Source organism: Kitasatospora sp. NPDC001660 (genome assembly GCF_053596725.1).
Genome location: NZ_JBSFGU010000005.1, coordinates 186,631 through 210,577, shown reverse-complemented (window position 1 = coordinate 210,577; position 23,947 = coordinate 186,631). Strand labels below are relative to the sequence as shown.

The window sequence follows — 23,947 nt, the reverse complement described above, 5'->3', positions numbered from 1 at the left end:
ACTCTCACGCGCTGCCCCCGCATCCGGCTCAGGCGTGCCGACCGTCGACCTGGCGGACCTCGACGCACCCGGCACCAGGCCGGACGTCGACGGGCCACCACCGTCAGCGCCTTCCGGAACGGCCCGCCCCTCCGGCGCACCCGCCCGTGCCACTCGCTGCACCGCCCGTACGGGAAGCCGTCGTACCGCTGCACGACGCTGAACGGACCGCTGCACCGACCGGGCGTCACCGGGCTCCGGCGGCTCCGGCGGCTCCGCCGGTTCCTCCGCCCCGACCGCGCCCCACACGTCCGGCAGCACGAGCTCGTCCCCGCCCTCGACCGTCGACGGGGAGCCCGGTACCGCCACCACCCGCAGGATCCCCACCGGAGCAGTCGGGAGGACGGCGTGCCCGAGCGGGCCGCACAGCGAGGGGTCCTGCCAAGAGGCCAGCCGGGAGCGGAAGTCCAGACCGTCGCTGACGCCCCGCGCCGCCCCGCCCAGGGTCGGGACCAGCGGCGCCACCTCGCGCCAGCCCCCGTCCCCCGCCACCGGCGGACGCCGCCGCTCGACTCCACCAGCGCCGACGTCCTCGCCGCCCTCAGTCCCCCCACCGCTCCGCCGGGCGATCCAGTCCCGCAGCCCCATGCGCCCTCACCCACCCTCGCTGATACGGGTGTTGAGCCGTGCGATCTCGCGCACCCACTGCCGGCGTTCGTGGTGGGTCAGGTCGAGGATGTCTTCCCGCTGCCAGTGGAAGTGGTAAGCGATGTACGCGATCTCCTCGTGCAGCCGAGCAGGCGCGTACGTCACGATTCCCCCAGGCGCCCACCGGCGAGGTCGACTTCGAAGGCGCCGTCGCAGTGCGGGCACGTCACCGCGGCGCGGGTGTGGCCTTCGCTGTTGACGCGGTGGTACAGGTCCTGGAGGAACGCCACGTCGGTGGCGTACATCCGCTCGACGACGCCGGCGTGCACGTCGGTGAGATCGCCCAGCCTCGTGATGACGTGGCTGAGCAGCACCACACTCAGGTAGGCCGGGTTCTCCTTGACGCGCAGGTCGATCTGCGGCATCAGTTCGTCGCGGGCGGTGGCCCGGCGCATGGCGCCGTACCGGTGCACGGTGCCTTCGTCGTCGACGTAGCCGAGCGGCAGCTCGAACTCGAACTCGGTGTGCGGCACCTGCCTGCGGGGCCCGGCCGGTCCGGTCCCCGGGCCCTGCTGCTGCGGCGCGGTGTTCTGCGGGGCCGGAGCCCGTTCCAGCAGCTCTTCCAGACCGATCTTCCGCCTCACTCGACGCTTATCTCCTCGAACACGATGGTCACGGTCTCGGTCGCCGGGCTGGACTCGCCCGCGCTGAGCGTGGGGCCCTCCCAGCGGCTCGCCCAGGCGTTGGTCAGCTGGATGCGCCGCAGGGTGGCGCCGGTGGTGTCCTTGACCTCGATGGTGAGGTTCTGCCGCGCGGTGTTGATCGCCCCGTTGTTGAGGGTCTCCTTGATCCAGTCGGTGAACGCGCCGCTCTTGTCGAGGCCGCGGGTGATCGTCACCTCGCCGGGCAGCCGGGCGCCGGGCTGCTTGCGGACGATGAGTTTGCCCTCCTGGGTCACCTGCTTGTACTCGACGACGTCCTGTTCGACCGTCAGGTTGCTGACCTCCTTGACGGACTCGACGTTGTAGCCGCCGAGTTGGACGCCGAAGATGTGTGTGGAGAGCGGATCGCCTTCAGCCATGGCGTGCTGTCACCTTCCCAATCCGGTAGTGGCCGACCGTGCCGGTCACTCGTTGACGAGGCTCGTGCTGTCGGAGAACTGGGCCAGCCGGAACACCACGAACTCCGCGGGCTTCACCGGCGCGACCCCGATCTCGCACACCACCTGCCCGAGGTCGATGGACTCCGGCGGGTTGTTGTCGCGGTCGCACTTGACGTAGAAGGCCTCGGCCGCGGTCCGGCCGAACAGCGCCCCGCGCCGCCACTCCTCGGTGAGGAACGCGGTGATGTTCCGGCGGATGCTGGACCACAGCCGGTCGTCGTTGGGTTCGAACACCACCCACTGGGTGCCGATCAGGATCGACTCCTCCAGGTAGTTGAAGAGCCGGCGCACGTTCAGGTAGCGCCAGGCGGGGTCGGAGGAGAGGGTGCGGGCGCCCCAGATCCGGATGCCGCGCCCGGGGAACGCCCGTACGCAGTTGACGCCGATCGGGTTCAGCAGGTCCTGCTCGCCCTTGCTGAGGCGGATCTCCAGGTCGACCGCGCCGCGGATGACCTCGTTGGCCGGCGCCTTGTGCACGCCGCGTTCGGCGTCGCTGCGCGCCCACACCCCGGCGATGTGCCCGCTCGGCGGGACCAGCACGTTGCGGCCGGTCGCCGGGTCGAACACCGTGATCCACGGGTAGTAGAGGGCGGCGTAGCGGGAGTCGAAGCCGGCCTCGTCGTTGCGCCAGGTGCGCATCTGCTGGGCGTTGAGGCCGGGCGGCGGGTCGAGTACGGCGATCCGGTCGCCCATCTGCTCGCAGTGCGACATCACCGCCAGTTGGACGGTCCGCAGGCCTTCGTCGTCGAGGTCGCCGCGCTGGTGAGCGCTCATCAGGTCGGGCACGGCGACCATCGTGATCTCGTCGATCGCCTCCAGGCCCGAGAAACCCGTCCTGGCCGCGGCGTCGCCGACGTATTCGGCGGGGTCGAGCCGCGCCGAAGAGGCCACGGCCGGTGCGGGGGCCGCGGCGAGGGCGTGGGTCCGGCGCTCGGGGCGGCTCGGCGCGGTGCCGGGCTGTTCGGTGACCGCGACCAGCCCGGACTCCCGCAGCTGGGTGACGACGTATCCCTTGGTGTTCCGGCGGGTCGAGACGTCGTACGTCTCCACGACCTCGGCGCCCCGGCGGACGAGCAGGCGGAACCGGTCCTCGGGGACGTTCTCGCCCTCCGCGTCGGTGATCTCGACGGACACCTCGCCGCCCGCCCCGGGCAGGGCCGAGAAGAGGAAGCCCGCGACCGCGACGGGCGGGGGCGCGACCGGGCCCGGGACGACGCCGGAGGCCCGCCGGGCCGGGTCACCGACCCGCACGACGTAGGCGGAGCCGCCGCCGTTGGCGAAGAAGCCGTACACGGCGTGCGCGAGGTAGGTGCCCTCGGTGAAGCCGCCGAACCGCTGGACGTACTGGTCCCAGTTGGTCACCAGCGTGGGCTCGTGGAACGGACCGGCCCCGGCGAAACCGACGAAAGCGGCGACGGCCGTGCCGACACCCTCGATCGGCCGGGCACCGGACTGGACCTCCTCCACGTACACGCCCGGGGTGAGGTACGACGGCATACGCGCTCCTTCGGGTGGCCGGTCGGTCGCCCCCGAGTCTGCTGCCCGGGCGGTGTCCGGGGACATGTCCCGCGGTCCCGCACCGGGGGCAGGATCGACTGTCCCCGGCGGGCACCCACAAGCGCCGCAGACGGCACAGCCGGCACAGGAAACCCCGCCGCCCCGGGCAGGGTCAGACGTGCCCGGCGTCCCCGAGGACGCCCAGCCACGGCCCGAACTCGCTCTCCAGCACCAGCCGGCCGAGCTTGCGGTACTCGCCGACCACCGCGGCCACCAGCTGCGCCATGCCCAGCGCAGCGCCCGTCCCCGCGGCCAGGTAGGCCGCGGAGACCGCGCAGGCCCGGATGGAGCCGCCGGTGAGCTCGAAGTTCCGGGCGCAGAAGTCCAGGTCGAGGTCGTCGCCGCGGGGCAGCCGCGGCCCGAGGCAGCGGTCCCACAGGAGGCGTCGCTGAGCCTCGTCCGGCAGCGGGAACTCCGCGATGACGTCCAGCCGCCGGGTGAACGCGTCGTCGAGGTTGGCGCGCAGATTGGACGTCAGCACCGCGATGCCCTCGAAGGACTCCATGCGTTGGAGCAGGTAGGCCGTCTCCAGGTTGGCGTGGCGGTCGTGGGCGTCCTCGACCTTCGAGCGCTTGCCGAACAGCGCGTCCGCCTCGTCGAACAGCAGGACGCCGTTCACCTGCGCGGCCTCGGTGAAGACGCGTTCCAGGTTCTTCTCGGTCTCGCCGATGTACTTGTCCACCACGGTGGACAGCTCCACGACGTACAGCTCCATGCCCAGCTCCGCGGCGACCACCTCGGCCGACATCGTCTTGCCGGTGCCCGACTCCCCGGCGAACAGGGCGATCACGCCGTTCCCCCGGCCGCCGCCCGGCCGCATCCGCCACTGCCCGAGCACCTGGTCGCGGTGCCGGGCCCGCAGCACGAGCTCGCGCAGCCGGCCCTCGGTGGGCGGCGGCAGCACAAGGTCGGCCCAGCCGACCGCGGGCTCGATCCGGTGGGCGAGGCGGGCCAGACCGGCCGCGTTCTGCGCCCGTACGGCGACCCGCAGGTCGTCGGCGCGCACCGGCCGCCGCTCGGCGGCCGCGGTCCTGGCCGCCACCGCGGCGGCGCGTTCCAGCTTCTCCCGGTCCACCCGGTAGGCGGCGACCGCCTCGGCCAACTCCTCACTCAACGGCGGTGGTTCACGGTGCCCCGGCACACCACCCAGCGCGCGGGCCCACTGCTCGGCCAGTCCGCGCGCGTCCGGTGGCGGAACGGTGACCACCACCGGGCTCTCCCGTGCCCAGGCCGGGTCCCACCCCTGCGGACCGTGCACGATCAACGGGACACCGGTGAGCGCAGCGCACAGCTCCCGCAACAGGGCGGCCCGCTCGGGCCGTTCGGGTTCGAGGCGGTCCAGCGGTCCGAGCACCACGCCGCCCCCGCCCAGCCGCGCCTCGCGGGCGAGCACCCGCACGACGGCCCCCGGCGGGCGGGCGGCCAGCGCGGCGGCGTCGACGACCAGCGGCGGCCGCCCGTCGGCCGCGAGGGCGGCCACCGCCAGCGGGGCGGCGTGCCCGGCCCGGTCCAGCAGGTGCACCAGTCCGCCGTCCGCCGCGAGCGCGCGCAACTGGTCGGCGGGTTCCGTGACCGCGTTGGAGGTGGCCGCACGACGGGCCAGCCCGGCGAGCGCGTCGTCCGGCTCGTCGTCGCCGAGCAGGTGGGCCGTCACCCGGTCCGGCACGCGCAGGGCGCGGGAGAGCAGCGGGCGCTCCGGCTCGGTGATCTCCAGGAGGCCGCCGGCGATCAGCGGGGCCCGCGCGGAGAACCGGAGGCGGCCGGCGCCGGCGCCCCGCAGTCCGCACAGTTCGAGGGCCAGGCCGATGGTCGCCCGGCGCTGGGTCAGGTCGTCGTGGAGGTAGCCGTAGAGCTGTTCGAAGCGGGTGTCGAGGTCGGGGGCGAGGGCCACCAGCAGGAGCTCGACGTCCACCGGGAGCAGCCCGAAGGCGGCGCTGAGCCGCGCGAGCCGCGAGCCGGGCGGCGGCGGGTCGTCGAAGGTCGCACGGCCACCGCCGGCAGCCGCTGAGGCCGCCAGGATCCGCTCGACCGCCTCCGGGCCGAGGTACTGGCCGCGGTACGGGTCGTCCGGGTCGGGGTCGTCGGCCCGGCGCTCGTGCACGGCGGCGCGGACGCGCTGCTCGACGCGGTGCAGCCGTTCCCAGAGGTGGTCGGGGCCGGGCGGGGCCCCGGCCGGCGCCGACCCGACGTCCAGGCTCATCGCGCCGCACCGCCCCGCGGCCGACGGCCCGGCGGCAGCGGGCGGTCCCGCGGCGCGGCGAAGCCGTCCGGGCCGGGGCCCGCGCCGCCGCGGTAGCGCAGTCGACGGCCCGGGTCGTCGGCGGGTGCCGGGCGCTCCCCGGTGGTGTCCTCGGCTCGCACCACGAGCCCCTCGGTGACGGGCGGTCCGGCGGGGCTGAGCGCGCCGGGCAGCGGCGCGAGCACCCTGAGGTCGATCGAGGGCCGCAGCTCCCCGCCGAGCGCGGACCACACGTCGGACACCGACGGCAGGCCCGTGTCGCGCCCGGCGATGTCGAGTCCGACGGTGAGCCCGAGCCGGGCGAGCGTCCCGGTGAGCACCCGGGCGGGCAGCGCGTCCACGGCGGTCAGGCACTCCAGCACCTCGGCCAGCAGCCGGTGTTCGTCCTGCGGCCGGCTGGTCCAGACGGTCACCAGGTAGGCGAGTTCGAACCAGCGGGGCGCGGCGCGGTGGCCGACCACCACGCCGTCCGCGTCGTGCTCGGCGACGGCACCGGCCTGCCGACGGCCCGTCTCCTCGCGCATCCCGTAGAGGAAGACGTCGACCGTCGGCGCGACGCGCCGGGCTGCCAGATCCCTGGTGGGCGCGTCGAACACCACCTCGACGCCCCGCTCCGGCAGACCGGCCTCGGCGAGCAGCAGCCGCAGCGCCTCGTCGACCTCGTGGATCACCGTCGCTCCACCTCCCCCGGCGGGCCGATGCTGCCCTCCACCACGAGGAACGGGCAGGTCACCGGGGAGAATCCGGGGCCGTCGGCGGTGATGGTCCGCGGGCCCGTCTCGTCCTTGGGGAGGATGAGCAGCTGGCCGGCGAAGGTCCCGTCGGCCCGCGGGTGGGTGGGCGCCGCCGCGGCGGTGATGCCGGGCTGCCACGTGAACCGCACCGGCGCGCCGGGCGGGAAGTCCACGCCGCGGACGGAGGTGACGAAGCCGGGCTTGCCGATCGGCGGCACGGCGACGATGCGGGGCTGGAGGATGCGCAGCGGGGTGCTCGCCCGGTGCGGGCCCGGCTCGGCGTCGGTGCCGGTGGTGGTCAGCTCGGCGGTGATGGTGGTGTCGAGCGCCGCCACGGGGGCCAGCACCACCCGGACCACCTGGCTGCCGCCCGGGCGCAGGTCGGCGAGGGCGCAGGTCCCGCCCCGGCAGCCCGGGGGCAACGCCCCGGTGGGCACGCCCGCGGGCAGGCCGAGCGACAGGCGCAGCCCGGTGGCGAGGGCCTGCCCGCTGTTGCGCACGGTGTAGCTGACGGTCACGTGGCCGCCGACGTAGCCGGGATCGGGCTGGGCCGCGATCGCCACTCCGGGGCCGGCCGGCTGCCCGGGCCGCCCGTGGGGGGCGGCCGAGCCGGGCGGTGGTGCGGCGGTCGGCGAGGGGCTCGGTGCGGGGCTCGGCGTGGTGGACGGTGTGGGTGAGGGCGACGGTGACGGGCTCGGCGATTCGGTCGGCGATGCGGTCGGCGAGGGCGTGGGCGACGGGGTCGGCGTGTCCAGCACCGGCAGGATCGTCTCGGCGGAGTCGTCCTCGGGGTTCGGGTCGACGACCGTCCCGGTGACGCTCCAGCCGAACTGCTGCGGACCGCTCCGGGTGCCGATCAGGGTGGCGGTCACGCGGACCTCCGCGCCCGGTGCCAGGGTGCCGAGGTCGCAGCGCAGCGCCCCGGCGTCGCACGTCCCGACCGGGGTGGTCAGTCCGCCGAGCCGGGCGCCGGTCGGCACCGAGGCCGTGAGGACGGTGCCGGGCGACGGCGCGGGGCCCTTGTTCGTGACGGTGATCGTCACATCGGTGGCGGTGTCGACGGGGACGTCGGGAGTCCGGGCGGGCGCGTCCAGCGCCAGGTCGACGGACTGCTGGACGGCCGGTTCCTTCTGCCGTCCCGGCATCCGCCGGTCGAGCGGGGTGAGCGTGCCCGTGGCGAAGTCGTAGACCCCCAGTCCCTCCGGCGAGTTCGGCGGCAGGGCCCGGCGGGAGGTGAGCACCAGCTGTGCGCCGTTCGCGGTCCAGGCGACGTCCCGGGGCTGGTGGGGGCCGGTGGCGGAGGTGTCGGGCAGCGGCCTGGTGCACGCGCCCTCGTCCCCGCGGAGCCCGGCGGGCAGGACCACCGTGCAGTCGGCGCCGGTGGGCGAGGTGACCAGCACGCCGTCCTGCTGGTTGTTCCCGCCGTCGCCGGCCTTGCGGTTGAACGCGATGCGCCGGCCGTCGGGCGAGAACACGGGGCTGTCGTCGATGACGTTGCAGGTTCCCGGGCACACCGCCTCGCTCAGGTCGGTCTGCCGGGTGAGGTCGGCGGCGGGCACGGTCCAGACGTGCAGGTTGCCCGCGTTGCCGTTGATGACGGCCGTCCTGGAGAAGGCGATCAGCTTGCCGTCGGGGGACCAGAAGGGCTCCCCGTCCGAGGCCCCCGGCTGGCCGGCCGACGGCTGGACGGTGCCGACGACCGCGCCCGTGGACACGTCGGCGATCACGATCCGCCCCGGGCGCGCCGGCGCCTGGCCGCCGCCCGGGGAACTGCGGCTGAACACGACCAGCTTGCCGTCCGGCGAGAAGGAGGGGTCGGTGTCGCGGTCGTCCGGGCCGCGCCCGGCCAGGTTCATCGGGTGCGGGTTCGAGCCGTCGGCGTCGGCCAGCCAGATCCGTTCGATCCGGCCGGCCGGCGAGTCCTCGTAGCGGGTCACCACGATCTGCCGGCCGTCGGGCGTGTAGGCCTGCCGCTCGTACCAGGGGTCGTAGCCGGGACGGGGGTGGAACAGCGGGTCGGCCGCCGGGTCGGGGTCGGTTCTGGTGTCGGCGGCCGGGTCCTCCTTCAGCACGCTGATGCTGAGGTCGCGCGGGTCGGCGCCGTCGGGGCGGACGTCCTGGAGGTCGGCGACGTCGGCGGCAGAGGCGCTGGTCTGCTCCACCACCGGCCCGCCGTCGGCCTGGGTGCCCAGCCAGGTCGGAGTCGCGATCAACCGGTCGGCACTGTAGAGCAGTTGGGGATCGGTGCAGTCGCAGGTCGGCGCGCGGTAGAGGTTCACGACCGGCGGCTGGGGCGGGTCCGCCCGCGGCGCCGGGGGCTTGGGGGTGAGCAGGTCGGGGCTCAGGAAGAGGACGCCGGTGCCGTCGGCCAGCCAGGAGGCGGAGCCGGTCTTCCAGGTGGAGCCGGTGCCGGGGAAGAACGCCTTCTCTCCGCCGGTGGGCGAGGTGAGGATCAGGGTCCGGCCCTTGTCGCCCTGGTCCCAGGTGTAGACGATCTGGTTGCGGTGCTCGTTGTCGTCCAGCGGGTTCCAGGTCGGGTCGAGGGCGTTCCCGCTGGTCACGTTGGTGATCCTGGTCGGGGCGCCGCCGGTGAACGGCCGCAGGTAGATCTGGGTGTGCGCCGGGTCGCCGGTGCACGCGTACGCGACCCACCGGCCGTCGGGCGAGACCGTCGGATGCGTTTCGTCGGCCGCGCCGTCGGTCAGCCGGCGCAGCCCGCCCCCGTCCCGGTTCACCACCCACAGGACGTGCTGGGACGTGCTGCCCGTCCCGGTGGGCTCCAGTGCCTCGAAGACGACGGCCTTGCCGTCCGGGGCCAGCGCGGGACGGGCCGTGTCCATGCCGGTGGTGAGCCGGTGCACCGCGCCGGCCGCGTCGCGGAGATACACCTGAGGCAGCGGGCCGTCGCGCAGGCTGGTGAAGACCAGCTCGCCGCCCCGGGCCGAGGGGTCCTGGTCGAAGTGGACCGGGCCGGGGCCGAACAGCGGCGTGCTGGCCGCCGTGCCCGTCACCCGGCCGAGGCCGCGGTGGTTCGTGCCGGCGAAGACGATCCGCCCGCCGGGCGGGTCGGCCGTGACGGCCGGGGCGGCGCGGCCGCCCTGTCCCCCGGGGGCGGAGCCCAGGGTCAGCACGGCCGCCGCCAGCGCGAGCAGCACCGCGACGGCGGCCCGGGCCGGCCGCCGGATGGAGCGGGGAGTGCCGGTGGCGCCGATCACGCTCGACCTCACAGGTTGGCAGGGGCGGTCTCACCGGCAGTCTCACCGGCTCGGGCGCCCGGGCACAGGGCCCGGGCACCCGAGCCGGGGGTAACAACCTGTGTCCCCGGAGGGCAGGACGCGGCGGTCGTGGACGGTCACGACCCCCGGAGTCACGGCTCTCAGATCAGCCCGCGCCGCATGGCGAACCCCACCGCGTGCGCCCGGTTGCGCAGGCCCAGCCGCGTGATGATCTCGTGCAACACGTTCTTGACGGTCCGTTCGGAGTAGGAGGTCTTGGCGGCGATCTCACTCGTGTCGAAGCCCTCGGCGACCAGCCGGAGCATCTCCACCTCCCGGGCCGTCAGGGTCGACAGGGTCAGCCCCCGCCCGTCGAGCATGGTGCGCTGGAGCACCCCGATCCGGTCGAGCAGTTCACCGAGCAGGTCCCCGGGCATCACACCCTCACCGTTGGCGAGGGCGGTGATGAGGTGCACCAGCCGGTCCTGGTCCGCCTCCGAACGGCGCAGCACGGCGGCGACCCCGCACTCGACGATCGTCTGCAGCCCGCCGGCCTCGAACTGGCCCACCACGAGGCCGATTCGGCCCGAGGTCGCGAGCCGCAGCCGGCGCAGTCGCTCGGCCACCGCCTCGGTCAGGGCGTCGACCACCAGCAGGGAGACCTCCGCCCTTCCCGCCTCGGTCCCGCTCAGCAGCTCCACCTCGGGCCGCTGGCGCAGCTGTTGGACCACGCCGGTCTGCAGGATGAGGTCCTCCGCGTACACCGCCACGCGCACCCGGTCCGGCTTGCCGCGCACCGCCTGGACGGGGACACGCGGCTCGGACGGACGGGCGCTGCCGGACCGCGGTGCCGCCGGGGTCCGCCGGGTGGTGACGGCTTCCTCACGGGACGTATCGGTCGACGTCGACGTCATCGAACACTCCATTCTGCAGTGGACCTGCGGTGTGACGGCCGGCCGCCACGGGGCGGAGCCGGCCAGAGGTCTGAGTGGGAGCGCCCGGATCGCGCACTACTGGGCGGCGGCACCTGGCGGGGGGCGGCCTGTCCGCGCGGGGCAAGGGGTGTGCCCACGGCTTGCCCGCACGGCCCTCTGCGTGGACGGGTCGGCGGTCCTACCGTCACGCTATGACCACATCCGCCGAACTCGGCCTGCCCACACTGACGGTGGCGCCCGGTGGCGTGGCCACCACCACCCTGACGGTACGCAACGGCCTCGACATCGTTGAGGCGTACTCGCTGGAGGTGGTCGGGGACTGCGCCCCGTGGACGACGGTCGAGCCGGCCCGGGTCTCGCTCTACCCGGGGACGTCCACGACGGTGACGGTACGCCTGGCCCCGCCGCGTTCGCACGCCGCGCGCGCCGGTGAATTCCCGCTCGGCATCCGGGTGTTGCCGACGGAGCGCCCCGAGCTGGTGGCGGTTCCGGAGACCACGGTCACCGTGACGCCGTTCCACGAGTTGCAGGCCGCGCTCGCGCCCCGCCGCCGTCGCGGCTGGCTGCGCGGACGCTACCGGACGTCGGTGCGCAATCTCGGGAACGCTCCCGGCACCGTGGTGCCCACCCCTGGACAGCCGGGCGAGGAACTGCGGTTCAAGGTCACCCCGGAGCGGCTGCGGCTGGAACCCGGCGAGTCCGGCGAGGTGCGGCTGCAGGCGCGCACCCGCAAGCTGATCTGGTTCGGCAAGCAGGCGACCTGGCCGTTCGAGGTCACGGTGGGCCCGGAGGAGGGCGCGGCCGGGAAGGACGCGGGCGGCAAAGCCGAGCCCGACCCGCCTGCCAAGCCCCTGACGACCATCCGGCATCCCACTCTCGACGGGGAGTTCATCCAGCTCCCGATCTTCCCCAAGTGGCTGCTCGCCCTCCTGGCGGCGCTGCTCGCGTTGCTGCTGGCCTGGTTCGCCCTGGTCCGCCCGGCGGTGCGCAGTTCGGCGAAGCAGGCAGCCGAGCAGGCCGTCGCCCAGCAGAGCGCCACCCCGAACCCGACCGCCGCCGCACCCGCCGACGGTGCACCGGCGGCCCCCTCCCCCGGGAGCACCAACGGCCAGGGACAGCCGGGTGCCGGCCGGCCGGGCGGCGGGCAACCGGGCAACGGCGGCCCCGGCCCGGGCCTGGCGGCGCCGGGAACCGGGCAGCAGAGCTCCGCCACGATCGACGTGCAGACCGCGAACAGCGCCTCGTCGTCGGGCAGTTACCAGGTGCCGCACGGCAAGGTGTTCGACATCACCGACATCGTGGCCGCCAACTTCCAGGGGGACCAAGGGCTGTTGACCATCACGGCCGGCAAGCAGACGATCACCACCATCGCGCTGGAGACCTTCCGCAACCAGGACTACCACTGGGTGACTCCCCTCCAGGTCCCGGAGGACCAGGCCGTGACGGTGAACGTGACCTGCGAGTCACCCGGCACCCCGGCCTCGGGCAAGCAGGCGTCGACGTGCCACGAACTCCTCAACATCAGCGGAACGTTGAGCGACATCAGGCAGGGGAACTGACTCGGCGCGCATGATGACGCCTTTCCCCCGGGAAACCGGACCGGAAAGGTGCACCCGACGCCCCAACGATGTCAACGGGCCCCTTCCACCGGAACCGACCCGCCGGCCTCCGAGGCATCCCCCCTTCCGCACCTCCCCTCACGTCCCGTGATCATGTCAACACCCGGTGGACACCCTTACCGGTTCGGACACTTACCGACAACCCCGTCGAACCGTCCCGCCGGCCCGGCCTGCCCTCCCGGGGAAGCCGACCGGGTCCCGGCAGGGCAGCCGGTCCGCCCCCGCGGACGGTGGAGCCTGCCCCGACGCACTGCTGACGTTCCGTCGATCCGGAAGTAGCGTTGCGCTGTTCCCGCACCAAAGGCGCCACCAAGGCCGTATGTACACCAAATCACCACAAGGCCGGACCGTCACGAGGAGGAAGGAACCCGATCGCCGTGCGCGCTCACGAACCGGACCGACAGGCCGACCGGGGACCCTCCCCCGCCGCGACCCGGGCGGTGCGACCGGGCCCGAGGTCCGGCATCGCCCTCGCCCTGCAACGGACCATCGGCAACGCCGCGGTGACCCGCCTGGTCGAGCGGACGCGACGCGAGTCCGGCGGCACCGGCGGGCAGGACGAGCTACCACTCCAGCGTTCCCTGGTGCCCCAGGTGCTACGGACCGCCGGACAGCCGCTGGACACGACCACCCGCCGCGAGATGGAGTCCCGCCTCGGGGCCGACTTCTCCGACGTGCGACTGCACACCGGCAGTACGGCGCGCGCCTCCGCCGCCGAGGTCGGCGCCCGCGCCTACACCTCGGGCAGCCACGTGGTGCTCGGAGAGGGCGGCGGCGACCGGCACACCCTGGCGCACGAACTCACCCACGTCATCCAGCAACGCCAGGGCCCGGTCGCCGGCACCGACCGCGGCGACGGCCTGCGGATCTCCGACCCGTCCGACCGCCACGAACGCGAGGCGGAGGCCAACGCCGTCCGCGCCCTGTCGGCCCCGCTCGCCCACGGTAACGCCGGCCCGCCCTCCCGCCCCGGAGAAGCGGTGCAACGGATGCCTGCCAAACGGGACGCGGACACGGCGGGCGTCAGGGGCAGCAGCCCGCCCTCGGGCCGCAGCACCCGCGCCAAGAGCCGCGCAGCGAACCTCGACCTCAACCGGCCGGTGCTGGAGTTCAGGTCGGGCTACGAGGGCCCGACGAGCCAGAAGCTGCACGACGCCCAGAACATCGGCTTCTGGCAGGCGGCCACCCTGAAGAACCCGCAGGGCGCCCCGCAGCGGGTCTCCACCAACTACCACTTCTGGCAGGAGGTCACCGACTCCAACGTGCAGATCGTCGAGTCGAAGAACGGGTTCGGCGAACACCCGTCCAACCGCCAGTGGACCCAGGACGGCCCCTACCGGCCGCCCTACACCAACGCGGTCATCGACGACGGCCAGAACGAGATCAAGTTCCACGACAATCCCGGCTTCTCCACCTCGGCGAAGATGACCTCCGGGTACTGGCTGAAGTCCTACAGCGTGTCGTTCCGCTGGAAGGTCGCCCGCCGGACAGACCCCTGGAACCGCACCATGCCCGCCTGGACCAGCCCCGAGGTCACCCACACCCTGGTCTCGGAGTTCGACCCCGACAACCCCGACCAGGCGGCCCCCATCATCGCGGACCCGGCCGGCGACGTCACCTGGAACGTCGACCTGTCCACGGTGACCACCGACACGACGGACGCCTGACCCCCGGAACCCGCCGGCCCCGACCCGGCCGGTGGCGAGGTGCCACCCGCGAGGGGCCCCTGCCGTCCGAAAAGAGGAATCCGACGCAGCGTCGGAAACGTCCGCCAAGGACACCAGGCCTCACATGCTCACCATCTCGACATGCCGCCACGTTCACGCTCAGCGGACGACCGCCACTCCGTCGGCCGCCGGCCCCGTTCACGGCGAGACACGGGGCCGGCACCCGGCAATACCAACAGCACTGCCGCTGCACGGGGCCGCCGGCTCAGCCCAGCGTGTCCATCAGGGCAGTGACATAGGCGTCCAGCCGCTCTTCCACGGCTCGCGTCGTCAGCTCCGCCCTCCCTGCCACCCGCCATGCCCGCGCCACCAACTGCACTTCTTCCGAGAACGCCAGCCCGTCCCGCACCCGCCAGTACAGCCGCTCGCGCGCGGCCGCGGCCAGCACCCCGCCGGCCTCCTCGTACGCCTCGGCGAACCGCAGACCCCACGCCGGACCGTGCAGCAGCGCGAGATTGGTGGAGCAGTGCGCCACATCGAGATCCGCCGGGCCCCAGGAGGTCCCCGCCCAGTCGACGACACCAGTGATCCGCGCACTCGCTGACCTTGAGGGCGGCACGTCGAACAGCACATTGCCGGGTTGGAAGTCCCGGTGCAGGAATCGCCCTTCATAGGGCGGCGCCGGTTTGCGGATCACGTCGATCGCCGCGGCCCATGCCGCCGCGTCGGCACCCTTCGGAACCACGACGGTGTCGGCGGTCGTCAACGCCGCATACGCCCGGGGCCGCTCGGCGGGGCGCAACGCGTGGATCGCGACGAGTTGACGGGCCAGCAGAGGGACGCGCGTCTCCAGCCCCTCATCGTCGAGGATCGTCCGGCCCGCCAGACGTGTCATCAGGAGCGACGGATACTCGCAATGCGCGGCGGTCGGATCGACCGCGACCAGTCCAGGAGCCGACACGCCGGTCCCCGCCAGCAGCGTCAGGGCGCCGGCTTCCCTGTTCAGCCAGTCCTCGGCGTGCTCCACGTAGAACGGGTCGACGAAGGTCCGCAGCACCAGGTCACGGGTGCCTCCGTCCCGCATGCGGATGGTCAGCCTCCGCATCTCGGCAGTGATGCCGCCTTGCAGCACCTCGGTTCTGACGATCCGTTCGCCGACGTCCAGGTGCCGGCTCACCCAAGCCAGTGTCAACGGCCGGACGGCCGCCGCCTCATCGTGGTTGGTCACCGTGCCACCTCATCATCCGGACGGCAGCACGCGCAAAGGCCGTCAACGGCGAGCCCTGCTGTGGGGCGAGCCCCCGCACGGCGCTCAGTACTCGCCCTTGATCACGAAGAAGGAGCCGCGGATTTCTCCGGCCAGCTTCGACTTCTGGCGCGCGAACTTGAACTTCGACGCCAGTTCCTCGGGAACGTCCATGCCTTCCGAGAGCTTGAACCCCACAGCACGCTTCGTTCCGTCCTCGATGCCGTACATCACGTTGACCGCCAGGCCGGACTCGTAGAACACGTAAGCCATCCGGAATCCGCCCACCTCGAAGGAGGTCACCTCGAGCGGGCGGGCGGAGATGACGATGCCGCGCTCCTCGGAGAGGATGCGGGTCACCAGGTCGAGCACCTCCGGCGCCTCGCTCGCGGGCCGGACGGTGAATTCGTGGTCGTACTTGTTCTTGTAGTAACGCGCCTCGTTGGCGCGCAGCCCTGCAAGCGCCTCCGTTACCGGGGACGATTCCAGGCCGATGGTGGACACGTTCTTGAAGTCGACGGTGTACGGCATGGGTCCTCCTGATGATGTCGTCCGGCTGTGGACCACCGGTGCCGGATCTCCCGGCGACGTGTTCACGCTACGTCCCGCGCCGCCGCCCGGCTTCTCGGTTCCTGATCGATCGGAGCAGGAGCGTTCCGTCGCCGCTTCCCGGGCGCGAGCCTCGAAACGTTCGGCACGGTGCCCCGGCCGACGAGGTCCCGGTGTGGATCCGGACGATGGCCTCGGCCGATCCCGGGGTGCGAAAGAACGCCAGGAACGCACCAATGGTGAGTCCGGGAGTTCGAGGGGAGGCTGACTCGCTGGGTCCGCTTCAAGCACCCCCACCCACCTGGGAACAGTTCCGGCGCCGCTTCCACGAACCGGGCCGGCCTTCGGGCCCGTACGGTGCCGCTCAGGCCGGGTCGGGGAGGTGGGAGACCTGGTAGTGGGCGATGGCCCAGCCGTCCGGTGTGCGCTGGAGGAGGACGGAGAGACGGAACGGCTCGCTCTCTCGGGGGAGGCCGACCCTTGGGGAGCCCGACAAGCTCACGAACACCCCCACGGTGACCGCAGCCGCAGCGATCTCCCTCAGGCGCTTTCGCATGAGGCTCCCCTGGAGCAAAAAGGCCGCGGGCCGATCGTCGCTCGATCGGCCCGCGGGCTCCTGGGTGGGCGGAGGGGCTCAGGCCTTCTTGACCACGCTGGACTTCAGCTGCATCGCGCCGAAGCCCTCGATGCGGCAGTCGATGTCGTGGCCGTCGACGCCGTCGACCAGGCGGATGTTGCGGACCTTGGTGCCCGCCTTGATGCCGGAGACGCTGCCCTTGACCTTGAGGGCCTTGATGACGGTCACGGTGTCGCCGTCGCTCAGCACGTTGCCGACGGCGTCCTTGATCACGCGCTCGCCGGCCGCGGCCGGAGCGGTCTCGCCGGCGTCGGCGGGGACCCACTCGTGGCCGCACTCCGGGCAGACCATGAGGGCGTTCATCTCATAGGTGTACTCGCTGGAGCACTGCGGGCACGGGGGGAGGTTGTCGCTCATGTGTTCAGGATATCCAGTCGTTTTCAGGGGTGTTTTCCGAGGTCAGCGGGTCTGCGAGGCCGCTGGTTCAGTGGCGGCTGCGCAGGGGCGGGCTTCTCCGGGCTGGGGGCGTATGTGCAGGCGCAGGCCGGTGGTCGCGGCTTCGGCGAGGAGGGCCCGGAGCGTGGGCAGGTCGACGGTCTGCGGGGTGGTGGGGGTGCCGTGGTCGTCGTCGTAGGAAGTGATGGTGAAGCGCAAGGGCGGCCTTACTGCGGGGTCGCGGTGGACGGGCTGAGCGGCAAGCGGACGCGGACGGTCTTGCCGCCGTCGGGCGCGGGCTGGACCGTCAGGTCGCCGCCGAGGTGGTGGGCGAGCTCGGCTATGTCGGCCAGGCCGCCCGGGTCACCCGGGCGCGGGGTGTCGAGCAGGCCGGGGTGACCGTCGCGGACGCCGGCTTCGAGGTGGGTGTCGGTCATGGCCAGCAGCAGTTCGAAGAACGGGGAGCGCGAACCGGCGTGGCGGACGACGTTGGTGACCAGTTCGGTGACGGCGAGGACGACGGCGTCGTGCACGACGGTCCTCGGCCGCACGCCCCACCCGGTGAGGACGGTCACCGTGATCCGGCGGCTCGTCCGGGCGGCCGGCCAGGTGCTGGCCAGGCTCATCCGGTAGCCGCGGTGGTGGTCGGCGGGCCGGGCGGGCTCGGCGGAGGCGTGGTCGCGCTGCCGACGATCGCGCCAGCGGCGGATCACCGCAGACTCTCGGCGGGTTCGGTCAATGCGAGGCTCCGGAGAGACGGCCGAACACGGCTCGGCCGTGCAAGTGGCTGCGGGCGTAGTCGATGGCGTCCGGCGTGCTGCCGAACACTCGCCCGTCGGCGCGGAGCTGGTCGAGTACGCCGAGCGCGTCGAGGGCGCGGTGGTGCTCGTCGCGGATGCCGGAGACGAGGACGAGCGTGCCGCGCCGCTGGAGTCGGGCGATGGCGTCGCCGAGGACGGTGGCACCGCTCGCGTCGATCGCGCTGACCCTCGACATGCGCAGGATCACGACCTTGGCCTCGGCGGCCTCGGTGAGCTCCAGCAGGAATCGGTGCGCGGCGGCGAACAGCAGCGGGCCGTCGATCCGGTAGGCGACGATGTGCTCGGCGAGCAGGGCCTGCTCCTCGTCGTGGTGGTCGGCCGGGGGCAGGTCGGCGTGCAGCGGGACCTGCTCGACCCGTGCCGCCTTCGCGACCGCGGCGAGCGCCAGGACGCCGGAGACGAGCAGGCCGATCGCGACGGCGGTGACCAGATCGAACGCGAGCGTGGCGGCGGCGGTGAGGACGAGGACGGCGGCCTCGCCGCGCCCGGTGCGGGCGAGCGCGCGCAGCGAGCCGACCTGGACCATCCGTACGGCGGTGGCGGTCAGCACCCCGGCGAGCGCCGCCAGCGGGATTCCGGCGACCAGCGGTGCGGCGGCGAAGACGATCACCGCGAGGACGCCCGCGTGGACGAGGGCGGCGAGGCGGGAGACGGCGCCGGAGCGGACGTTGACGGCGGTGCGGGCGATCGCACCGGTGGCGGCGACGCCGCCGAAGAGCGGGGCGGCCAGGTTGGCCAGGCCCTGGCCGAACAGTTCACGGTCGCTGTCGTGGCGCTCGGAGACGCTCATCGCGTCGGCGGCGGTGGCGGACATCAACGATTCCAGCGCGGCCAGCGCGGCGACGGCAAGGGCCGAGGGCAGCAGGGCGGGGACGGCCGAGAGGTCGAGGAAGCCGAGCGAGGGGGCCGGGAGACCGGCGGGCAGGTGGCCGATGGTGGCGACGGGCAGATCGGCGAGCTCGGCGGTGACGGTCGCGGCGACGACGGCGATCAGCGAGAACGGCAGCGCGGGCCGAAGCCGTACGCCGACGAGCATCACGGCCGCCACCGCGAGGGCCACGCCGATCTCCGCCCAGTGCGGCGCGGCGGCGAACGCCCGGACCGCCTTCGCGGCGACGACGGCCGGGTTGTCGCCCTCGGGCTTCTTGACGCCGAGCGCGCCGGGCACCTGCTGGAGGGCGATGACGCCGGCGATGCCGAGGGTGAAGCCCTCGACGACGGGTACGGGGACGTAGGCCATCCAGCGGCCGGCCCGCGCCAGGGCGAGCGTGATCAGGATCGCCCCGGCGAGCAGGCCGACCGTGAGCACACCGCCGGTGCCGTAGCGGGCGACGATCGGGACCAGGACCACGGTCATGGCGCCGGTCGGCCCGGAGACCTGGAGGTTGGAGCCCCCGAAGACCGCGGCCAGCGCGCCCGCGACGACGGCGGTGGCCAGTCCGGCCTCGGCGCCGGCCCCGGAGGAGATGCCGAAGCCGAGGGCCAGCGGCAGCGCGACCACGGCCACCGTGAGCCCGGCGAGCAGGTCCTTGCGGGGCGAGCGGCCCATGGTCGTGAGGATCTGCCGGGTGGGCAGCACGGATCTCGTCCGATCGAGGACGGCGGCGGCGACGGCCATCACGCTGCGGCCTCCTGGGTGGCGGTCGCGACCCGGTATAGCGGGACGGCCATCGGTCAGCTCTCTCCTTGCTCTTCCTCGGCGGTGTGCGGCAGGTCGATCCCGTGGTCCGACGCCGTGCGCAGCAGGGCTGCCACGCGTCCGGCGTAGGCCTGGGCGCCGTCGTCGTCCCCGTCGGCGCGGGCCTGCCGCAGTGCCTGGCGGGCCCGGGCCAGCTGCTCGCGCAGCTCCTCGTCGAACACCGCGGTCACGACCACCCCTTTCCCCTGCCGGAGGCGGACGCCGCCAACAGCTGCCGGACGCACCGTGTGCCGGTCCAACGACATGACAGCATGTATGGATATGAAGAATTTTTCAAGTCGCTGGTTTCGCATGTGATGGATTCGGATAGTAGCGATCACTTGTGATCAGTAACGGTTGGTGTTCTGAGCGGCCGCACCGAAGGAACGGTCGGTCGCGGGCGGGACCCTCCGGCCGGATCCTTCCGGTGAATCTTCCGGTAGACCGTCCCGCACTGATCTTGCAGGGTATCCCCGGCTTCAGCCGGGGAGGGAGTGCATCCTTGGCCCGGAGCCGCGAAGCGGCGGAGTTCTCTGCGGGATCTCCGGGGCCCCTCGCTCCACCCCGTTGTCGGCCAGGGTCCGCAGCAACTCGCGCAGCAGCAACGGGTTGCCCTGGCACGCCTCGGCGCACGCGGCGACGAACCGCGGTTCGGCGTCGTGCCCCAGGCTCTCCCCCACCAGCCGGGCCACGCTGTCGGTGCCCAGCGCGGGCAGCTCGACGGGCAGGCAATCCGGCTGTCCGGCGCTCTGCTCCAGGAGCGGCTCGACCCCGGTCCCGCTGTCCGGCCGTGCGGCCAGCACCAGGAGCAACGGGAGCCCGCGCAGGCGCCGTGCCAGGTGGTCCAGCCACCGCACGGAAGGGCCGTCCGCCCAGTGGACGTCGTCGATCACCAGAGCGATCGGCCCGCCATCCGTGACGTGCACCATCAGCCAGTACAGGCTGTGCAGCACACCCAGTGACGCTTCGGGCGACAAACCTCCGCCCTCGCCGGTTCCCTCCACGCGCAGGACGTGCGAGGACAGCTCCGCGGGGCCCGACAACAGCCGCTCCCGCCCGGCACCACCGGCTCGGGCGAGCAACGGCTCGGCCAACTGCCGCAGCACGGCGAAGGCGAAGTCCCGCTCCAGCTCTCCCCCGGCGGCCCGGACCACCCGGAACCCCCGCGCCTGCTCGGCGGCGGCCCAGGCGTTCAGCAGCGAGGTCTTCCCCATTCCCGCACTCGCACGGACCAGCACGACCGCGCCCCGGCCGGCCCGGGCGTCAGCGGCCGCGCGCTCCAGGATCGCCAACTCGCCGCGACGACCGAGCAATCCGGGTCCCGTCACACCGTCACCGGCGGGAGAACTCCCCTGCCGGCCCCTGCGACCGGCAGCGAGCAGCGCGGCGGCGTCGGCCTGGGCCAGCCCCAGCGCCGACACCAGCACCTCCAACGTGCGGCGCTGCGGCCGCTCCCGGCGGCCCCTCTCCAGATCCCTGATCGATCTGGCCGCCAACCCGGCGGCCTCGGCAAGTTCCTCCTGGGTCAGTCCCGCAGCGCGGCGAAACTCCCGCAGCAGCTGCCCTAACGTCGTCACCCACTCACCCCCACAACCCAGTTGTCCACACCGAAACGCCAAAGAGCTGCGACGATGTGTCGCCGCACCGACTACTCTCCGGTAACGAATCGGGACCCTACCGGGAGATCCGATCTTCCGGGGCCACTTGAAGAGAACCCGCCGGGCGCGGGCCGCCGTCCGCCACGCAGGCGGCTCCGACCAGGGCCGATATTCCACGGCGCCGCCCGCCGAGATCGACGCGGCCGGCAGCGGCGTCGACCACTTCATCCCGGGCTTCGGCGCCGACCACGCCGCCGCCGGCTCGACCACCAAGCTCGGCCCGCACTACTACGTCCATCCGAACGCCAACTGCACTCTGTTCTCCTTCAACTTTCTTCACTGATTTGGTTTTAGGTATTCGTTATGCGCGCCCCCTTCACTGCGGTCCCGTGACACGCCAAGCTTCGGTCTGTTTCCGCCGGGCAGCGCGACCGCGCGACCCGCCGCATGGGGAGGACCCACCATCGTGCCCAACAGGCAACGTCGACGACTGCTGCTTCCTGCCGTCACCCTGACCGCGCTCGGACTGACCACCACCCAGGCCCTCGCCGCGCCGACCACGGCGCTCCCCAACCCGGCGCAGCACCTGGCCGAGGTCGGCCACCAGCACGCCGCGAAGGTCAAGGGCACGGGCACCGCCCGGCCCGCCTTCGCCGCCAAGGCCGAGTCGGCCGGCGGGGACGACGGCGGCGCGGACGAGGCGGAGAACTCCGCCGAGGGCACCGCGCAGTACACCGAGGCCCGCACCGCCCCGGGCGTCGTCGCGCCCGGCGCGTACGGCGCGGCCTGGGCGCAGCTGCAGTCGATGCCGCACACCGACGGCAACTGGACGCACGTCACCAAGAAGCCGTACAACGAGGACGACCCGCGCTACCGGGACGCCAACTCCAACTCCAGCGGGGGCGCCGGGTACACCACCGGCCGGATCACCGGCATCGCGGCCGACGACGACGGCTACGTCTACGCGGGCGGCGCGAACGGCGGCGTGTTCCGCTCGCGCACCGGCGGCGGGCGGTGGGAGCCGATCGCGGACAAGCTGCCGTCGCTGTCCACCGGCACGCTGAACCTCGACGGGGGCGGGCGGCTCTGGTACGCCACCGGCGAGTCCAACACCGGCGCCACGTCGTACGTCGGCACCGGCGTGTACGTGCTGTCGGACCCGAAGCACGGGAAGTTCCAGCCCGGCAACCGGGTCGGCGGGGCCGAGCTGGAGTCGACGATCATCCACGCGCTGCGCTTCGGCGGCGGCCGGGTGTGGGCGGCGACGAGCCGCGGCGTGTGGAGCCACTCCACCACGGACCTGTCCGGCCCGTGGACGCTGGAGTTCGCGCCCAACCCGGACTACCTGCCGGGTGGTTCGAAGGCCAAGGACCCGAGCGCGCCGTACAAGAACATCGCGAACGACATCGCGATCGACCCCAAGGACCCGTCCAAGGTGATCCTCGCCGTCGGCTGGCGCGGCGGTGACACGTACAACGGCTTCTACAGCAAGGCGGCGGACGGCAGTTGGCAGCGGGTCGCCGCGCTGGGTGACCTGCCGACGGACGCGGCGAACGTCGGCAACGTGACCTTCGCGCGCTCGGCGGACGGCTCGCGCTACTACGCGATCGACCAGTCCCCGGACCTCACCGCGCACAACCCGGACTCCGGCCTGAAGGGCATCTACGTCTCCAAGTCCGGTTCGCCGTCCGGCCCGTGGACGCTGATCGCGGACAAGGACAAGATCAAGAACTCCGGTTCGGCGCTCCAGGGCGCCGGGTACCAGCCGGGCATCCAGTCCTGGTACAACCAGTTCCTGCAGGTCGACCCGGCCAACCCGGACCACCTGTACGCGGGTCTGGAGGAGGTGCTGGAGACCAAGGACGGCGGCGCCGACTGGAGCGTCCCCGGCCCGTACTGGAACTTCCCGTTCCCGTGCTGGAGCATCGACCCCACCAAGGTGACCGGCACCTGCTCGCCGACCACCCACTCCGACCAGCACGCCGTCGCCATCGGCACCTACCAGGGCAAGCCGACCGTGTTCGTCGGCAACGACGGCGGCATCTACAGCCGCCCGGTCAACGGCTCGGCCGACGCCTCCGGCCACGCCACCGACTGGAAGTCCCTGGCCGACGGCACCATCGACACCCTGCAGTACTACTCGGTCGGCGTCGGCAAGGACCCGGCGGACAAGTCCGGCCGAGGCGTCATCGTCAGCGGCGGCCTGCAGGACAACGGCGAGTCGATCCTGCGCGCCCACGACAAGGTGATGGGCTCCAACTTCGGCGGCGACGGCGCCGACACCCTGGTGGACCCGGCCAACGGCTGCAACATCGCCGAGGAGTACGTCTACCTCGACATGTGGGTCACCCAGAACTGCGCCGTCAACGACGGCTCCGGCAACAGCGACCCGAGCAAGGCCACCTCGTACGAGGTCGCCCCGCCCGACAAGGCCACCAGCTCCGCCCGCTTCATCGCGCCGATCACCAGCGACCCGAAGGACGTCAACACCTGGATCGCCGGCGGCCAGCACGTGTGGGTCCAGCACAAGGGCTACGCGATCCGCAGCGGCAGCGAGTGGACGTCCGCCTACGACCTGGGCACCGGCCACTTCGCCACCGCCGTCTCGACCGTCAACGGCACGGTGTACGCGGGCTGGTGCGGCCCCTGCAACAACCAGGGCTTCACCCGCGGCATCGCGGTCGGCAAGACGGACGGCACCGGGTGGCACCAGCTCAACCTGCCGGCCGACGGCACCCTGCCCAACCGCTACGTGTCCTCGTTCGCGGTGGACGAGAACGACGCCCAGCACGTCTTCGTCGCCATGAACGGCTTCTCCCGGACCTGGACCGAGGGCCCCGGCGCCGGATACGGCCACCTCTTCGAGACCCACGACGGCGGCGCCACCTGGACCGACGTCTCGGCCAACCTGCCGGACGTGCCCGCGACTTCGGTGAAGCTCCTGCCGAACGGCGGGCTCGCCCTCGGCACCGACGTCGCCGTCTTCTACCGGGCGCCGGGCCGGACCGACTTCTCGGTGCTCGGCAGGAACCTGCCCACCACCTCGGTGCAGCAGCTGAAGACCGGCCCGGACGGCCGCCTGTACGCGGCCACCTTCGGCCGCGGCATCTGGTCGATCAACCCGTGCGAGCTGTACGAGGACGACGACAGCCAGGGCTGATCACGACACGCGCAACCACCGGTGCCCGGCCCGCTCACCCGAGCGCGCCGGGCACCGGCATGGCCGGAACCCCCGGACCAGCGCGCACGTCCAACCGCGGACAGCAGCGGACAGCACGAGACCGGAGA

At 72.9% G+C, this 23,947-nt stretch carries 21 protein-coding genes; 4 read left to right on the top strand and 17 right to left on the bottom strand.

What is annotated here, in order from left to right; translation table 11 throughout:
- Positions 1-633 precede the first annotated feature (633 nt).
- The 8 genes from ACWCXH_RS08010 to ACWCXH_RS07975 form a co-directional block, all read right to left on the bottom strand.
- Positions 634-792, bottom strand: a complete 159-nt coding sequence (locus ACWCXH_RS08010) for a DUF6760 family protein (RefSeq protein WP_359971796.1) — start codon at positions 790-792, stop codon at positions 634-636.
- Complete coding sequence (locus tag ACWCXH_RS08005; RefSeq protein ID WP_449800495.1) at positions 789-1,271, bottom strand: hypothetical protein; 483 nt, start codon at positions 1,269-1,271, stop codon at positions 789-791. The genes ACWCXH_RS08010 and ACWCXH_RS08005 overlap by 4 nt, the downstream gene beginning before the upstream one ends.
- Positions 1,268-1,708 (bottom strand): phage tail protein, encoded by a 441-nt coding sequence (locus tag ACWCXH_RS08000; RefSeq protein ID WP_449800494.1) that lies wholly within the window; start codon positions 1,706-1,708, stop codon positions 1,268-1,270. The genes ACWCXH_RS08005 and ACWCXH_RS08000 overlap by 4 nt, the downstream gene beginning before the upstream one ends.
- 45 nt (positions 1,709-1,753) lie before the next feature.
- Positions 1,754-3,286, bottom strand: a complete 1,533-nt coding sequence (locus ACWCXH_RS07995) for a phage tail sheath family protein (RefSeq protein WP_449800493.1) — start codon at positions 3,284-3,286, stop codon at positions 1,754-1,756.
- Positions 3,287-3,458: 172 nt separating this feature from the next.
- Entirely contained in the window at positions 3,459-5,546 is a 2,088-nt protein-coding gene (locus ACWCXH_RS07990) for an ATP-binding protein (RefSeq protein ID WP_449800492.1), read from the bottom strand.
- Positions 5,543-6,256 carry a DUF4255 domain-containing protein gene (locus tag ACWCXH_RS07985; RefSeq protein ID WP_449800491.1) on the bottom strand — a complete coding sequence of 238 codons (714 nt, stop codon included), beginning with the start codon at positions 6,254-6,256 and terminating at the stop codon, positions 5,543-5,545. Before ACWCXH_RS07985 ends, ACWCXH_RS07990 begins: the two co-directional genes overlap by 4 nt.
- The gene (locus ACWCXH_RS07980; RefSeq protein ID WP_449800490.1) at positions 6,253-9,534 is read right to left on the bottom strand and encodes a hypothetical protein; all 3,282 of its coding nucleotides are present in this window, start codon (positions 9,532-9,534) and stop codon (positions 6,253-6,255) included. Before ACWCXH_RS07980 ends, ACWCXH_RS07985 begins: the two co-directional genes overlap by 4 nt.
- 161 nt (positions 9,535-9,695) lie before the next feature.
- Positions 9,696-10,448: a response regulator transcription factor gene (locus ACWCXH_RS07975; RefSeq protein ID WP_449800489.1), complete on the bottom strand. Its 753-nt coding sequence runs from the start codon at positions 10,446-10,448 to the stop codon at positions 9,696-9,698.
- Between the two features lie 212 nt (positions 10,449-10,660).
- Here ACWCXH_RS07975 and ACWCXH_RS07970 point away from each other — a divergent pair, with 212 nt between their 5' ends.
- Together ACWCXH_RS07970 and ACWCXH_RS07965 are read left to right on the top strand one after the other, a co-directional pair.
- On the top strand, positions 10,661-12,028 hold the full coding sequence (locus ACWCXH_RS07970; protein WP_449800488.1) for a COG1470 family protein: 1,368 nt from the start codon (positions 10,661-10,663) through the stop codon (positions 12,026-12,028).
- Between the two features lie 437 nt (positions 12,029-12,465).
- Positions 12,466-13,755, top strand: a complete 1,290-nt coding sequence (locus ACWCXH_RS07965) for an eCIS core domain-containing protein (protein WP_449800487.1) — start codon at positions 12,466-12,468, stop codon at positions 13,753-13,755.
- Positions 13,756-14,020: 265 nt separating this feature from the next.
- Here ACWCXH_RS07965 and ACWCXH_RS07960 read toward each other — a convergent pair whose 3' ends face one another.
- The 9 genes from ACWCXH_RS07960 to ACWCXH_RS07920 form a co-directional block, all read right to left on the bottom strand.
- On the bottom strand, positions 14,021-14,983 hold the full coding sequence (locus tag ACWCXH_RS07960) for a phosphotransferase family protein (RefSeq protein WP_449800486.1): 963 nt from the start codon (positions 14,981-14,983) through the stop codon (positions 14,021-14,023).
- Between the two features lie 84 nt (positions 14,984-15,067).
- On the bottom strand, positions 15,068-15,532 hold the full coding sequence (locus tag ACWCXH_RS07955; RefSeq protein WP_449800485.1) for a hypothetical protein: 465 nt from the start codon (positions 15,530-15,532) through the stop codon (positions 15,068-15,070).
- 382 nt (positions 15,533-15,914) lie between these two features.
- A complete protein-coding gene (locus ACWCXH_RS07950) occupies positions 15,915-16,106 on the bottom strand; it encodes a nuclear transport factor 2 family protein (protein WP_449800484.1) in 192 nt (63 codons plus the stop codon).
- Positions 16,107-16,184: 78 nt separating this feature from the next.
- Positions 16,185-16,544, bottom strand: coding sequence for a zinc ribbon domain-containing protein YjdM (locus tag ACWCXH_RS07945; RefSeq protein ID WP_449800483.1), 360 nt, complete (start codon positions 16,542-16,544; stop codon positions 16,185-16,187).
- Between the two features lie 42 nt (positions 16,545-16,586).
- Positions 16,587-16,781, bottom strand: coding sequence for a hypothetical protein (locus tag ACWCXH_RS07940; RefSeq protein WP_449800482.1), 195 nt, complete (start codon positions 16,779-16,781; stop codon positions 16,587-16,589).
- 8 nt (positions 16,782-16,789) lie between these two features.
- Positions 16,790-17,275 carry an ATP-binding protein gene (locus ACWCXH_RS07935; RefSeq protein ID WP_449800481.1) on the bottom strand — a complete coding sequence of 162 codons (486 nt, stop codon included), beginning with the start codon at positions 17,273-17,275 and terminating at the stop codon, positions 16,790-16,792.
- 22 nt (positions 17,276-17,297) lie between these two features.
- Entirely contained in the window at positions 17,298-19,001 is a 1,704-nt protein-coding gene (locus tag ACWCXH_RS07930) for a SulP family inorganic anion transporter (protein ID WP_449800610.1), read from the bottom strand.
- 56 nt (positions 19,002-19,057) lie between these two features.
- The gene (locus ACWCXH_RS07925) at positions 19,058-19,252 is read right to left on the bottom strand and encodes a hypothetical protein (protein ID WP_449800480.1); all 195 of its coding nucleotides are present in this window, start codon (positions 19,250-19,252) and stop codon (positions 19,058-19,060) included.
- A 288-nt stretch (positions 19,253-19,540) separates the two neighbouring features.
- Positions 19,541-20,638, bottom strand: a complete 1,098-nt coding sequence (locus ACWCXH_RS07920; RefSeq protein ID WP_449800479.1) for an AAA family ATPase — start codon at positions 20,636-20,638, stop codon at positions 19,541-19,543.
- A gap of 127 nt (positions 20,639-20,765) precedes the next feature.
- On the opposite strand from ACWCXH_RS07920, the gene ACWCXH_RS07915 reads away from it, so the two are divergent.
- Together ACWCXH_RS07915 and ACWCXH_RS07910 are read left to right on the top strand one after the other, a co-directional pair.
- Positions 20,766-21,002, top strand: coding sequence for a hypothetical protein (locus ACWCXH_RS07915; RefSeq protein ID WP_449800478.1), 237 nt, complete (start codon positions 20,766-20,768; stop codon positions 21,000-21,002).
- Positions 21,003-21,122: 120 nt separating this feature from the next.
- A complete protein-coding gene (locus ACWCXH_RS07910; protein WP_449800609.1) occupies positions 21,123-23,819 on the top strand; it encodes a glycosyl hydrolase in 2,697 nt (898 codons plus the stop codon).
- Positions 23,820-23,947 lie beyond the last annotated feature (128 nt).

Bases quoted from the DNA above. Each gene is read 5' to 3' on its own strand.
- ACWCXH_RS08000 (WP_449800494.1), bottom strand. From the start codon at position 1,708: ATGGCTGAAGGCGATCCGCTCTCCACACACATCTTCGGCGTCCAACTC.
- ACWCXH_RS07995 (WP_449800493.1), bottom strand. From the start codon at position 3,286: ATGCCGTCGTACCTCACCCCGGGCGTGTACGTGGAGGAGGTCCAGTCC.
- ACWCXH_RS07990 (WP_449800492.1), bottom strand. From the start codon at position 5,546: ATGAGCCTGGACGTCGGGTCGGCGCCGGCCGGGGCCCCGCCCGGCCCC.
- ACWCXH_RS07975 (WP_449800489.1), bottom strand. From the start codon at position 10,448: ATGACGTCGACGTCGACCGATACGTCCCGTGAGGAAGCCGTCACCACC.
- ACWCXH_RS07970 (WP_449800488.1), top strand. From the start codon at position 10,661: ATGACCACATCCGCCGAACTCGGCCTGCCCACACTGACGGTGGCGCCC.
- ACWCXH_RS07955 (WP_449800485.1), bottom strand. From the start codon at position 15,532: ATGCCGTACACCGTCGACTTCAAGAACGTGTCCACCATCGGCCTGGAA.
- ACWCXH_RS07950 (WP_449800484.1), bottom strand. From the start codon at position 16,106: ATGCGAAAGCGCCTGAGGGAGATCGCTGCGGCTGCGGTCACCGTGGGG.
- ACWCXH_RS07945 (WP_449800483.1), bottom strand. From the start codon at position 16,544: ATGAGCGACAACCTCCCCCCGTGCCCGCAGTGCTCCAGCGAGTACACC.
- ACWCXH_RS07930 (WP_449800610.1), bottom strand. From the start codon at position 19,001: ATGGCCGTCGCCGCCGCCGTCCTCGATCGGACGAGATCCGTGCTGCCC.